This is a genomic window from Marmoricola sp. URHA0025 HA25 (assembly GCF_054059435.1).
Window position 1 is genome coordinate 3635793 of record NZ_JBSSCD010000001.1, and the last position, 13425, is coordinate 3649217.

Below are 13425 nucleotides of genomic sequence, written 5' to 3' on the forward strand. Positions count from 1 at the left end.
CCCGCGATGTTCAACACAACCGCCTTCGCCCAGCTCAGCCTCCTGGTCAGCGGCACCGGACCACCACCACTACACCTGACTGCACCACTGAGTGCTCCGGTCACTTTGCCGGCGAGTGGGCCGTCGGTTGCGCCGCCAACGACGGGCTGCGCGTGGTGGAACCTGGCCTGCAAGGGCACCGAGCAGGTCGCCAACTCCGGGTTGAGTGCGATCACCAAGTCCATCGCCGCAGGCGCGGAGATGCTGCTCGGGGAGATCGTCCGGGTGATCGATGAGTCCTCGGCCATCCCGCTGGCCGACCCCACCTACCGGCACGTGTACTTCGGGTTCCTGGGCCTGGCGGCCCCGGTGATCGGGATCGTGCTGCTGATCGCTACGACCTTCGCAGCTCTGCGGCGCGACTTCACCACGCTGGGTCGTGCCGTGGTCGGCGTCGGGGTCTCGGCACTGGGGGGTGCCTTGTACATCGTCTTCGCCCAGCTCCTGGTCGCCGTGGACGACTCGCTGTCCCACGGGGTGGTGGAGGTGACCGGGTATGACCTGGCCGACTCGATCACCCAGATCGCCGCCGGGTTCCACGCCATCGCCGGCGCCCCAGGTGAGATGGCCGCGAACATGTTGTTGATCTTGCTGATGCTGATCATGCTGATCAGCGGCCTGATCCTCTGGTTCGTCCTGGTGCTGCGCAAGATCGCGATCCTGGTCGTGGTCGCCTTCGCCCCGCTGCTGATCGCCGGCTACGCCTGGGCACCCACCCGGCCCTGGGTACGAAAGCTGACCGAGGTCTTGGTCGCACTGGTGTTCACCAAGACCGCGATCTTCACCCTCTTCGGCATCGGCCTGGCGCTGCTCTCCCGGGGCACCGACCAGACGCTGTCCGACTTCGTGGGCACCACCGTGCTGATGTGCGGGGCCTGCTTTGCCCCAATGGTGATGCTGCGGCTGGTGCACTTCGCCGCCGACAGCCACCTGGCCGGCGACGCCATCGGCACCCTGCGCGGCGGGGTCCAACCCATGACCACCCGGCTCGCCAAGTACGCCCCCGGCACGGCGATGGGCCGCACCGACCTGGCCCGCAGCCAGGCGACCGCACCCCCACCGGAACCCGTCAAGGCCGGCCCGATCACGCCGATCACTCCGGGCACCGAGACCAGTACGGCCGGTGCCGGCGCCAGTGCTGGAAGTGCCGGTGCTGCCGGTGCCGGTGGTACGGCGGCGGCCGGCGCGGCCACCGGTGGCGCCGCGCTCGCTGCCGCAGCAGCCGCCCAGGCAGCCAAGACGGGAACACACCGGGCGACCGACAGCGCGACTCGCACCCCGACCACCCTTGCCGATCCGGTGGCCGACCGGCCACTGCCCGGCCCTAATCCACCCACCGACCAGGAAGGCAACCACTAATGAGCGCTTCGTCGACCCCGCTGTTGAACGAGGCCCCGACCTACACCTTCGGACGCCGCGACCGCGGCGGCCTGCTACTCGGGTTCAAGGCCACCCAGCTGACCACGCTGGCCGCCGGGTTCGGCGCCGTCCTGATCGGCGTCCTGACCGCCGGCACCACCGGCGCCCTGACCGGGTTCACCATCCTGATCGGCGCCGGGTTCCTGGCCCTGTTCCCGGTCCAGGGACGGGCACTGGTGGACTGGGCTCGTCCGATCGCCAACCACCTGCACGCCCGCACCCTCGGCAGCTCCCGGTCCCGCTACCTGGGTGGGGTGAACGCGCTGCACCGGTGTAAAGACCTGCGCCTGGACCTGCCCGGCCTGGGCCAGCAGGTGCGGGTCTACCAGGCCCGCCCCTTCGACGGCCCCGTTGCCGCGGTGCGCGTCGGGGACCGGTGGACGATCATCCTGAAGGTCCGCGGCCGCAACTACGTCCTGGCCGACTCCGCCACCCAGGAACGCCGGATCGCCGACTGGGGGGCCTTGTTGTCCCAGTGCGGCCAAGAAGGCTCCCGGATCGCGGCCATCCAGTGGCTCGAACGCACCGTCCCCGACTCCGGCCACGACCTGGCCGCCTGGTGGCACCAACACGGCGACCCCACCCAGCCCTACGCCGCCGCCAATGCCGAACTGCTCGAGCAGGCCGGCCCGGCCGCGACCCGCCACGAGTCCTTCTTCGCGGTCTCCCTCGACGCCCACAAGCTCAAGCGTCCGATCCGCCAGGCCGGCGGCGGCCCCGAAGGCACCACCAAGGTCCTGCTGGCCGAGGTCACCTGGATCCGCCAGGCCCTGACCCGTGCCGACATCGACGTGATCGGCACCGTCGATGCCGATGATCTGGCCCGGATCGTCCGCAGCCAGTACGACCCACTCAGCGCCACCCGCTACGAAGAACACGACCGCACCCCCGTCCTGGGCACCGCCGGGCCGATGGCCGCAGTGGCGCACTGGGACCACTACCAGACCGACACCGGGCTGCACGCGGTCTACTGGATCGCCGAATGGCCCTCCGTCCCGGTCGAAGCCGCCTGGATCTACCCGCTGATCTCCCTCGGTGGGATCCGGAGAACGGTGTCGGTGACCGCCGAACCGATCCCTCCGTCCCGGTCGATGCGCGAACTGCGCTCCCAACGCGTCGCCAAACGCGCCGACGAGGCCCAACGCCAACGCTTGGGACAGGTGGAGACCGCCCAGGACGACGAGGAATACGCAGCGTTGGAGCGCCGGGAACGCGAGCTGGTCCGCGGGCACACCGAATACCGCTACACCGGCTGGCTCACCGTCACCGCCACCACCCGCGACGAGCTCGAATCAGCCTGCGCGATGGTCGAACAAGCCGCCGTCCGCTCAGCACTGGAAGTGCGCCGCGTCTACGGCGAAGTCGACCAGGCCTTCCTCCGTGCCAGCCTCCCGCTCACCCAAGGAGTCGCCCGATGAAAGCCCGCACCGTGAAAACACGACCGACCCGGCAGCTGTCGACCGCGAACCCCTCAGCCAGTCGTGCGACCGGCAAGGTACTCCGCCCGATCCGGGTACCGGCGCACCGGGCGACCACCCGCAACCTCCAAGCCGCCTACCCGTTCGTCGTCGACTCCGCCCTAGGCTCCCGCGGGGTCTATGTCGGCCGGCAGGCCGGCTCGGACGCCTCCTTCGTGTTCGACCCGTGGGAGCTGTATGCGCAGAACGTGATCACCAACCCCAACATCCTGCTCGCCGGGGTGATCGGCCGCGGCAAGAGCGCCCTGGCCAAATCCCTCGCCTTGCGGATGACCGCCTTCGGAGTCCGCGTCTACGTCCCCGGCGACCCCAAAGGCGAATGGGGCACCGTCGCCAGAGCCCTCGGCGCCGAACCCATCACCCTGGGCCGTGGCCTACCCGCCCGAGTCAACCCCCTGGACCCCGGCGAACGCCCCCACAACATGCCGTCGGATGAGTGGCACCGCGAAGTCCTCGCCCGCCGCAACACCCTGCTCGCCTCCCTCGCCGAGACCGCCCTGGACCGCCGCCTCCAACCCGTCGAACGCAACGCCCTCCTGGTCGCACTCACCGCCGTCACCGGCCAACACTCCGCAAACTCCAATGACCCCGACGGAACTGAAGGGCCGGCGCCGGTGCTACCCCAGATCGTCGCGGCCCTGCTGAGCCCCACCGAGGAGACTGCGGCCACGTTGAGCATGAGTGCCCGCGAGCTGGCCGTGGAATCCCGCTCGCTCGCGCTCGAGCTGCGCCGCCTGGTGGTCGGCGACCTGGCCGGGCTCTTCGACGGCCCCACCACCCGGCGGTTCGACTTCGACGCCCCGATCCAGGTCCTCGACACCTCGAGGTTGGCCGGGGACGACACCGCGATCGCGCTGTTGATGACCTGCGCGTCGGCCTGGATGGAAACCACCCTCGCCACCGCACCCACCACCCAGTCCTCCCACTCCAGCCATGGCGCCCATTCCTCAACCACTGCCAAGCGCCTCGTGGTCTACGACGAGGCCTGGCGGATGCTCCGCCACCTCGCCCTGGTCCGCCGAATGCAGTCCCAATGGAAGCTGTCCCGCGCACTCGGGGTCGCCAACCTCGCCGTGGTCCACCGAATCTCCGACCTCGGCGCCGTCGGCGCCACCGGCTCCGAAGCCGTCGCCCTGGCCCAAGGACTCCTCGCCGACTGCTCCACCCGGATCGTCTACGCCCAGGAGTCCGACCAGGTGAACCTCACCGCCACCGCCCTCGGCCTCTCCGACGTCGAGGCCGACCAGCTCATCCACCTCCCCCGCGGCCGCGGCCTGTGGCGCATCGGCAGACACGCCGCCATCGTCGACCACATCCTCGGCACACACGAATGGACAGTCGTCGACACCGACCACCGAATGCGCGGAGAGGTCGGCCAACCATGAGCCGCACCCACACCAGCCCCAGCACCTTCCCCACAAGTGGCCGCAGCGGCGGGTCCATGGCCGACGCCGGGCTCAGCTGGGTCGCCGGCATCCTCGGCGGCGGCCTGCTCGGGATCAGCCTGGTCGTGTGGCTGGCTGCCCGGACCACCCTGCTGCTCACCGGCCAGCCCGGCGCCGGTGGACCATTCTCCGGGTCGCCCGGCTTCGTGTTCCGGCTGACCAGCACCCATCAGCCGGCACAGGCGTGGCATGCGGCCTACCCATCCGCGGCACCCTTGGAGGCCGGACTGTTCTGGCTGATCCTCGGCCTCTTCCTCGTCGTGCTCGCCGGCGCTGCTGCCGGAGCCATCGTGCTCCTAGCCGACGGGCGAGGTCGGGCGTCGGAGCCGGCCCGGTGGGCCACCCGCCGGGTCGAGCACAAGATCGCCGTACCCCGCGAACCCGGCAAGCGGCGGTGGCGGCTGACCGCAGGCACCGGCCGCACCAGCCACCGGCTCCTCGCCGGCCACGATTGTGTCTCCGCGGTGGTCTTCGGCCCCAACGGGTCCGGGAAGACCACCAGCCTGATCGTCCCGAACGTGCTCGACTGGGACGGCCCCGTCGTGGTCACCACCGCCAAACCCCAAGACCTCGAACCCATGATCACCGCCCGCAAAACCCGCGGGCCGGTGTGGGTGATCGCCCCCGGCGGAGCACCCGGCCACGACTGCGCCGGCTGGTCACCCATCGGCGCCGCAACTGATGAAGAATCCGCGGACCGGGTCGCGGAGTGGCTGGTCGAATCCTCCGGGATGACAGGCGACCCCAAAGCCCGCCCGTGGAACGCCCAGGCCCGCAAGTACCTCAAAGGCCTCCTCCTCGCCGCCCACCTCACCGGCGGCGGCATCAGTAAGTGGGTGCAGTGGATCCACGCCGGGGAACGCGCAGGTGACAATGTCGAAGACATCCTGCGCACGAGCGGGTTCGACGCCACGGCCCAGGAGTACGCCTCGACCTGGCAGATCCACGAAGAAGGCAAAGGCTCGGTCCTGTTCACCGCCCTCGGTCTTGCCGACACCTACGCCCGCCCCGGGGTCGCCCACGCCGCAGAAGCCGGCGGCTTCACTCCTAGGGAGTTCCTGGACACCGGCGGGACGGTCTTCATCGTCACCCCGAGCTCCGAAGGTGACCGCTACGCCCCGTACTTCACAGCCCTGGTCTCCACGATCATCCACGAAGCCGAACACCGAGCCGCCCAACGGGGCGGACCGCTCGAGCCACGGCTGCTCCTCGCATTAGACGAGGCCGGGAATGTCTTCCGGTACCCCCGCCTCCCGCACCTGCTCACCACCGCCCGCGGCAACGGGATCCAGCTCCTGCTGATCTACCACGACCTCGCGCAAGTTGAGCATCTCTACGGCGGCCGACAGGTAGCCCGCACCGTGGTCTCCAACGCCAAGATGCGGATGCTCTTACCTGGCGTTGGCGACCTGGAGACCCTGCGCTACTGGTCGGACCTGATGGGCCAGACCCGAACCCACACGCACGGGACCACGACCGGTCATGACGGGAAACGCAGCCGCTCGGCCAACGAGCACACCGACCACCTCGCCCCGCTGCACCTGCTCCAACAGCTCCCCGACGGCCAAGCCGTGCTGCTCTACCAGAACCTCCCACCCGCACGCGTCCGGCTACTCCCCTGGTACACCGACCGCCGCTACCGCCACCTCCGGCGCACACCATGACCGACGTCGCCCCCGATCCACTCGCACGCCAGCTGGTCCAGCAGGCCGAGATGATCAGCCGGCTCCGCAACGAACTCGACCAGCTCGCCTGCGAAGTCACCGACGCCTACGCCGACATGATCTCCAGACTGGAATCCATCGACAATTCCGCCAAAACCAAACCGAACTCACCAGCAGCGTGGTCCTGGCGCTCACTAGGACCGGAAGCAAGAAGCGAGCTCTCGGAGCAACTCGAGGCCTGGGTGAACTGGGTGAGGCATCGCTACCCGCTGGCCACGAAGATCCCACCATGCTGGACCGATCACCCAGAGATCATCGAGGAGCTCACCGCTCTGTGGCTTGCCTGGCAAGTGGCCTACGAAGAACCCGATCCCAGCCTCACAGCAGCCGCCGACTGGCACGACCGATGGCTACCCGGCGTCCTGCACCGCATCGAACACGGCCCATTCAGCCTCAACTGCAACTCCAAACACCAGCCCCGCCCGGCTACGGCCTACGGCGCTTCCGAACCCGCCCCGACGTTCCGGCCAGTACGACCCGGCCAGTCAGGCTCTTGAGCTCACCCGATGCGCCGGCGTCAGTTCCGCGACGCCCTCATCGCTAGATCGATCCGAGCCCCCTGACGACGGCCAGGGCGCCCTATTCTGAGCGTGAATCGGTACGTCTATTGAGGGCTGTGCGGGGCGGTTCTGCCACGACTGGGGGCACGTCGGGGGCACCGAAGGCAATCAGAGCTGACACCCGCTTTGGGGCGCGGTCGGCCACTGCCCCCAGCGAGGGCCCGCCGATGCGTCGGCCTTGCACGACGCACCCCTAGAGTTGCGGCGTGGTCTTTGACGAGGCGCTTGCCGGTGCGGCCGCACGCTCGATGGTGGGCATGGCAGGCTCCGAGGTCGCGGCAGACGCCGTTCGTCCGCTTTCGTCCTCAAGGCCGCGGACGCCTCCCCTGTGGCCAGGACTTTGACCACCAGCGTCAACGGGCTGCGTTCAGCAGCTGCCGAGGCACGGGGCGTCGAAGCGACCGGATCAGCCCCCGCCGGACGGGCTAGGCGGAGTTGGGCTCGCCGGACATGGACGAAGACGCAAAGGCTGAGGCTATGAGCAGCTGCTCAAAGGTCTCTGCCTGGAGATAGAAGTGCGCGCAGTCGCGGGAACCGCTCTGTGTAACTACTTGCCGGGATGTTGCCGTTCGACTACGAGGACGCTTGCCTGGATGTCGTCAGCGTTGCGCCAGCTGTACATCTGGCCGGCTTTCATCATCAGGCTGTCACCGTTTGTGAGCACGAGCTCCGCCTCGCCCTTGCTGGCCACGGCGAGGTGGAGAGTGCCGTTGAGAACCATGAACCAAGTCTCGCGGGAGTTGAGAATGCTGCCACCGCTCGAAGCGCCCGCCGCCGCGTACATGATGGCGGGGGCCATTGTGTGGCCAGCTGACGCGAGTTCCTCCCAAACGACGCCATTACCTAGAGCCGTGCGAGGACGTTGATCCGAGGTCACAACGACCTGCGAAACCAACGTGGGCGGAGCCAACTCGCTCATGGGGAGATCGAGGGCATCGGCAATCTTACTGAACACCGTCATGGAGACCCCCGTCTCGCCGCGCTCGACAGCGGAGAGCAGTGACCGGGAAACGTTGATCTTCTCTGAGAGCTGCTTCTGCGTGAGGCCAGCGGCTTCGCGCAATGCGCGCAGACGAGCGCCGGTGGCGGTGAGTTCCCACTCTGCGAGTGGATCAGCTGTGCCAGTGGGTTGAGGTTTGGGCTGGCGCTGGGCCGCGTTCTGCCGAGCGGCCTGTAGCGATGACTCGTCGAAGAGCCGGTGACCACCGCGGGAGCGGCGCGCGTGGACCTTGCCCAGTCGCTCCCATACACGCACGGTCTGAGCGCTGACTCCTACTGCCTCCGCAACCTCGCTCACCGTGTAGTACGCCTGCCCCGCTATGTAACGCATGTGGACACGTTATCTGGTGCCCGATTGATTTCATCGCGGCGCGACCCTTGACACAAACCTACTGGCGCACGTTACCTTTCATGTCCTCAACATCCCTCTGAGGAGAATCCATGACCGCCAACCACGCCGCAGGCACCGGTCCCGTCGAAACGGATACCGCGGGTCACATCGAGTCCCACGGGATCGACATGATCCCGGACGAGGAGCGTCACGGCCGGCCCTGGGAGTTGTTCCCGGTGTGGTTCGGGGGGAACGTGATCTTCACGTACTTGCTCTTCGGCGGAATTCTCGTCGAGCTTCAGCTCCCGCTAGCTACGTCGCTCGTGCTCGCCGTCATCTTCAACGCCGCCTGGGGGCTCGTGGGCCTGGTGGCGACAGTCGGACCGAAAACAGGCACCGCCACAATGGTGGTCAGTCGCGCCCAATACGGGATGCACGGCAACAAGCTCTCCTGTCTTTTCAACTGGATCGTCCAGGTCGGCTATGAGGGCGTGAACTTCGCGATAGCCGCGTTCGGAGTCTTCGCCCTCGTGAGTGAGGTCGGATGGCACGTGGGCACCCCGGCCAAGGCCCTGATCATCTTGGCCATCGCTGGGGTTTCATTCGTGCTAGGGCTCTACGGGCACGCGACGATCATTGCCGTCCAGAAGGTCCTAACGTGGACCCTCGGCATCGCCACGGTCGTTTTTGCGATCTTCTTGATCCCGCACGTGGACTGGTCCTACGAGCCCGCACAGACATTGCATGGATCGGCAATGACGGCTGCCGTTCTCATCGGAATCAGCGTCGTCCTAAGCGGACCATTGTCGTACCCAATCGCCGCTGATTACGCGCGCTACCTACCGCGAGACACTTCAAGCCGCGCAGTGGCGCTCTACACCGCGGCGGGGGGATACATCCCCGCCGTCTGCCTGATGGCCATCGGAATCCTGGCTGGCACTGTTGTCGACCCGACCAACTTCACGGAGTCCATCAGAGGTGTGGTCCCCGGGTGGTTTTATCCGATCTATCTGCTGATCGTGATCCTCGGCCTCATGTCCAACAGCATCTACTCGATCTACTCATCAGGCCTGGTGCTGCAAGCCATGGGCATCCCGTTGAAGCGCACTCGCACCGTATGGATTGACGCGATCGTCGGCACTGCGATTGCTCTCTACGGCGTTCTGATCGCGGCCCACTTCCTTGAGGCGCTGCAGAACTTCCTCCTCTGGTCGATCTATTGGCTCGCTCCTTTCTTCGGCATCTACCTTGTCGAGCTGATTGTCCGGAAGGGGCGGTACAACGCCAGGGCTCTCCACGAGCGGTCAGGTCCCTATTGGTACAGCGGCGGCATTCGCTGGGGCGGGGTAGTTGCACTGCTCATCGGCATGGTCGGCTCGGCGATGCTCTCAAACACTCCCTACTTCGTCGGCCCACTTTCGGATGGTCTCCTCAACGGAGGCGACCTAAGCGCCGTCGGCGGACTCGTGATCGGAGCGGTGGCCTACTGGGCTCTTTGCGTCCTCCCCCAACGAAACTCGCCGTCCGCCGTTCGCAGCGATGCCCCTGCGCGCAGCACTAGCGAGCTTGCATGACTTGCCCGGGGTGGTTCGCCACGCAGCGTCTTCGCGAAGGCGTCTTCCTTGTGAGCGAACCAATGCACGTGAACAGTTACCTGATCGTAGGCTCACATCGTGCAGTGCTATTCGACACTGGCCTGGGTGTATCGAGCATCAGGGCTTGCGTCGAAGGGCTCACCGACAAGCCAGTGATGGTCGTGAACTCGCACCACCATTTCGACCATGTCGGCGGCAACCATGAGTTCAACACAATCGCGATCCACGAAGAAGGGGAAAAGTTTCTTCAGCGGGAGCAGCCCCCTCATTGGTTTCCCGCCTATCTCGAATTCGCTCAGGAGATGCTCGAGCAGTACGGAGCCTTCCGCGCGATCGATGAGACCTGGTTCCAGGTTCTCGGTCGCGAGATGCAGATGCGGCAATTCCCCGAAGACTTTGACCGAAGTCAATGGAAGACCACGCCCACCATCCCCACGAGACTTCTCGCGGACGGCGATGAACTCGATCTAGGAGATCGAAAACTTCGAGTCCTCCATACTCCCGGCCATACGATCGACTCGATCTGTCTGCTCAACGAAGAACAGAAAATTCTATTCAGCGGGGACACCGTGGACACCGGTCCCATCTATGCGCAGTTCGTCAACTCGGATCTAGCCCTGTTCGCTAAGTCGACGCGTCGTCTGGCTCGCGAGACCGGGCATCTCGTCGATACGATTTTCAGCGCTCACGGTGCTCGTTATACAAGCTACCCGGAGTTTCTCGAGCGAGTAGCCAGCGCCTTCGAACTGGTAACGACCAGCGAGCCGCCCGGCGGCTTCACTCCTACGAGCGACTGTTTCGGCTCTGAGCTCAAAGAAGCGCGGTTCAACGACTTCTCGATCGTAGTCAACAAGGACTTCGAGCCCGCAGTCGATGAGAGCCGCGGGGGAGAACTCCATGACTGACGAGGCCCTTTCGCACCTGTTGAAGGAAGACCGCCGCTTCGAGCCGCAGGCCGCGATCGCGGAGGACGCGAATCTCAAGGAGGAGGCGTACGAGCGCGCGAGCCAGGACCGCGAGGCGTTCTGGGCCGAGGCCGCCGAGCGGCTGAGCTGGGACCAGAAGTGGGATCGCGTCCTGGACTGGGACGACCCACCGTTCGCGAAGTGGTTCGTCGGCGGCAAGCTCAACGCGGCATACAACTGCGTGGACCGGCACGTCGAGGCCGGGAACGGCGGCAAGGTCGCCGTCCACTGGGTCGGTGAGCCGACCGAGGACACGCGGACGCTCACGTACGCCGAGATGAAGGACGAGGTCTGCAAGGCGGCCAACGCGCTGACCGACCTCGGCGTGAAGAGCGGCGACCGGGTCGCGATCTACATGCCGATGATCCCCGAGGTCGTCATCGCCATGCTGGCGTGCGCGCGGCTCGGTGCGCCGCACACGGTGGTTTTCGGCGGCTTCTCCGCCGACGCGCTGGCGAGCCGGCTCATGGACTGTCAGGCCAAGGTCGTCATCACCTCCGACGGCGGCTACCGCCGCGGCGCGCCGTCGGCGTTGAAGCCTGCCGTGGACGAGGCCCGGGCGAAGACGAAGTCGGAGGGACACGATGTCACCCACGTCCTCGTCGTACGCCGGACCGGCCAGGAGGTCGACTGGGACGACTCGGTGGACGTGTGGTGGCATGACGCCGTCGAGTCGGCCAGCACCGAGCACGAGTGCGAGTCCTTCGACTCCGAGCACCCCCTCTACGTCATGTACACCTCCGGCACGACCGGCAAGCCGAAGGGCATCCTGCACACCACCGGCGGCTACCTGACCGGAACCTCGTTCACCCACTGGGCGGTCTTCGACCTCAAGGACGACGACGTCTACTGGTGCTCCGCCGACGTCGGCTGGGTCACCGGGCACAGCTACATCGTCTACGGGCCGATGGCCAACGGTGCGACCCAGGTGATGTACGAGGGCGTTCCCGACAGTCCCGAGCGCGGCCGGTGGTGGAAGATCATCGCCGAGCACAAGGTGACGATCTTCTACACCGCTCCGACCGCGATCCGCTCCTTCATGAAGCAGGGACGGGAGATCCCGGACAAGTACGACATGTCCTCGCTGCGCATCCTCGGATCCGTGGGCGAGCCGATCAACCCCGAGGCGTACGTCTGGTATCGCCACGTCATCGGCGGCGATCGCACGCCTGTGGTCGACACGTGGTGGCAGACCGAGACCGGCGCGATCATGATCAGCCCGCTGCCTGGCGTCACACACGGCAAGCCCGGCTCGGCCATGATCCCGATCCCCGGCGTCTCCGCTGACGTGGTGACCGATGAGGGCGAGTCGGTGCCGAACGGATCCGGCGGCTACCTCGTCCTGACCGCGCCGTGGCCCTCGATGCTGCGCACGATCTGGGGTGACGACGGGCGCTTCAAGGACACCTACTGGTCCAAGTACGCCAAGCAGGGCTACTACTTCGCCGGCGATGCCGCCAAGAAGGACGACGACGGTGACCTGTGGGTGCTCGGCCGCGTCGACGACGTCATGAACGTCTCCGGCCACCGGCTCTCCACCACCGAGATCGAGTCCGCGCTGGTCTCGCACCCGAAGGTCGCCGAGGCGGCCGTGGTCGGCGCCAAGGACGACGACACCGGCCAGGCCGTGTGCGCGTTCGTCGTCCTGCGCGAGGAGGCTGGCGACGGGGGCGAGGACATCGTCGAGGAACTGCGCAACCACGTCCGCAAGGAGATCGGCGCGATCGCGAAGCCGCGACAGATCATGATCGTCCCGGAGCTGCCGAAGACCCGGTCGGGCAAGATCATGCGCCGCCTGCTGCGTGACGTGGCCGAGCACCGCGAGGTCGGCGACGTCACGACACTGGCCGACTCCAACGTCATGGATCTCCTAAAGGAGAAGGCCGCAGCGGCCTCGGCGTTTGACTGATAGGGCAGACCCGCCCGATTCCTCGGCGCTCACCGTCTTCGGGCCGCCGAGGAGCGCGAGGCCCGGGTCAGAGGCTGAGCCGCCGCTTTGCCCTCTACAGGAGCGCACGCTCATCGGATGAGTGCCAGATGAGTGCACTTTCCGCGGGGCAAGACTCCTCCGGCCTGCTTGGGCGGCGGTGGCGCGATCCTCCCCGAGCCGTCGTACCGCGTTTCCATCCCGAAAACCGCATCTCGGGTCGCCACTCCCCCTCTTCCTGACACTGACCTCCCAACCTCTCAATCAGGCAATCACCGCTACCCACCCCTTGCACCTGCCCTCGATCCAGCCCGCTACCCAATCCGTTCCCCTTCTTCACACACCTATTTCATTGGTCCCGCCTGACGTAGCCACTCGCGCACCGGTTCCGGCCTTAAGGTGCATGACGATGACGCTGCAGAAGCTGTCAGCCGGGTCGGGGTACGAGTACCTGACGCGGCAGGGCGAGCTCTCCGCGCAACTCGAGACCTGGATGAACTGGGTCAGGCATCGCTACCCGTGGCCATGAAGATCCCACCATGCTGGAGCAATCACCCCGAGATCGTCGAGGAACTCACTGCCCTGTGGCTTGCTTGGCAAGCAGCCTACGAAGAGCCCGATCCCAGCCTCACCGCGGCCGCCGACTGGCACGACCGATGGCTACCCGGCGTTCTCCACCGCATTGAACACGGACCATTCAGCCTCAACTGCAATCCCAAACACCAGACACGTCCTGCCACCGCCTACGGCACGGAGGATGTGGAGCCCGCTCATGACGCAACGAGCGCAGGCGCCGGCGATCCTCGACTCTGAAGGTTCCCCTGCCCTGGCAATCGAGCAGTCCCCGCGCCAGGCTTGGACATGGCGGCAGCAACGGCTTCGTCTCGAGATTCGATCCCCTGACCTTCTCATTGCGAGAGAGCCAACTCCGCGCTTCGTCGGA

Annotated in this window: 10 protein-coding genes; 9 read left to right on the plus strand and 1 reads right to left on the minus strand. The window is 66.6% G+C overall.

What is annotated here, in order from left to right; genetic code table 11:
- Positions 1 to 6 precede the first annotated feature (6 nt).
- From ACVW00_RS17940 to ACVW00_RS17960, 5 genes are read left to right on the plus strand one after another with little or no spacing between them, the layout of a single operon-like run.
- The gene (locus ACVW00_RS17940) at positions 7 to 1398 is read left to right on the plus strand and encodes a hypothetical protein (protein WP_457112256.1); all 1392 of its coding nucleotides are present in this window, start codon (positions 7 to 9) and stop codon (positions 1396 to 1398) included.
- A complete protein-coding gene (locus ACVW00_RS17945) occupies positions 1398 to 2876 on the plus strand; it encodes an SCO6880 family protein (RefSeq protein ID WP_457112257.1) in 1479 nt (492 codons plus the stop codon). The genes ACVW00_RS17940 and ACVW00_RS17945 overlap by 1 nt, the downstream gene beginning before the upstream one ends.
- A complete protein-coding gene (locus tag ACVW00_RS17950) occupies positions 2873 to 4321 on the plus strand; it encodes an ATP-binding protein (RefSeq protein WP_457112258.1) in 1449 nt (482 codons plus the stop codon). The genes ACVW00_RS17945 and ACVW00_RS17950 overlap by 4 nt, the downstream gene beginning before the upstream one ends.
- The gene (locus tag ACVW00_RS17955; RefSeq protein WP_457112259.1) at positions 4318 to 6045 is read left to right on the plus strand and encodes a type IV secretory system conjugative DNA transfer family protein; all 1728 of its coding nucleotides are present in this window, start codon (positions 4318 to 4320) and stop codon (positions 6043 to 6045) included. The genes ACVW00_RS17950 and ACVW00_RS17955 overlap by 4 nt, the downstream gene beginning before the upstream one ends.
- Positions 6042 to 6602 (plus strand): hypothetical protein, encoded by a 561-nt coding sequence (locus tag ACVW00_RS17960; protein WP_457112260.1) that lies wholly within the window; start codon positions 6042 to 6044, stop codon positions 6600 to 6602. Before ACVW00_RS17955 ends, ACVW00_RS17960 begins: the two co-directional genes overlap by 4 nt.
- A gap of 610 nt (positions 6603 to 7212) precedes the next feature.
- Here ACVW00_RS17960 and ACVW00_RS17965 read toward each other — a convergent pair.
- Positions 7213 to 7995 (minus strand): helix-turn-helix domain-containing protein, encoded by a 783-nt coding sequence (locus ACVW00_RS17965; protein ID WP_457112261.1) that lies wholly within the window; start codon positions 7993 to 7995, stop codon positions 7213 to 7215.
- 110 nt (positions 7996 to 8105) lie between these two features.
- On the opposite strand from ACVW00_RS17965, the gene ACVW00_RS17970 reads away from it, so the two are divergent.
- The 4 genes from ACVW00_RS17970 (at position 8106) to ACVW00_RS17985 (ending at position 13295) form a co-directional block, all read left to right on the plus strand.
- The gene (locus ACVW00_RS17970; RefSeq protein WP_457112262.1) at positions 8106 to 9569 is read left to right on the plus strand and encodes a purine-cytosine permease family protein; all 1464 of its coding nucleotides are present in this window, start codon (positions 8106 to 8108) and stop codon (positions 9567 to 9569) included.
- A gap of 68 nt (positions 9570 to 9637) precedes the next feature.
- Positions 9638 to 10495: an MBL fold metallo-hydrolase gene (locus ACVW00_RS17975; RefSeq protein WP_457112263.1), complete on the plus strand. Its 858-nt coding sequence runs from the start codon at positions 9638 to 9640 to the stop codon at positions 10493 to 10495.
- Positions 10488 to 12464 carry an acetate--CoA ligase gene (acs, locus tag ACVW00_RS17980; protein WP_457112264.1) on the plus strand — a complete coding sequence of 659 codons (1977 nt, stop codon included), beginning with the start codon at positions 10488 to 10490 and terminating at the stop codon, positions 12462 to 12464. The genes ACVW00_RS17975 and acs overlap by 8 nt, the downstream gene beginning before the upstream one ends.
- A 543-nt stretch (positions 12465 to 13007) precedes the next feature.
- Positions 13008 to 13295, plus strand: coding sequence for a DUF4913 domain-containing protein (locus ACVW00_RS17985; RefSeq protein WP_457113135.1), 288 nt, complete (start codon positions 13008 to 13010; stop codon positions 13293 to 13295).
- Positions 13296 to 13425: the final 130 nt, after the last annotated feature.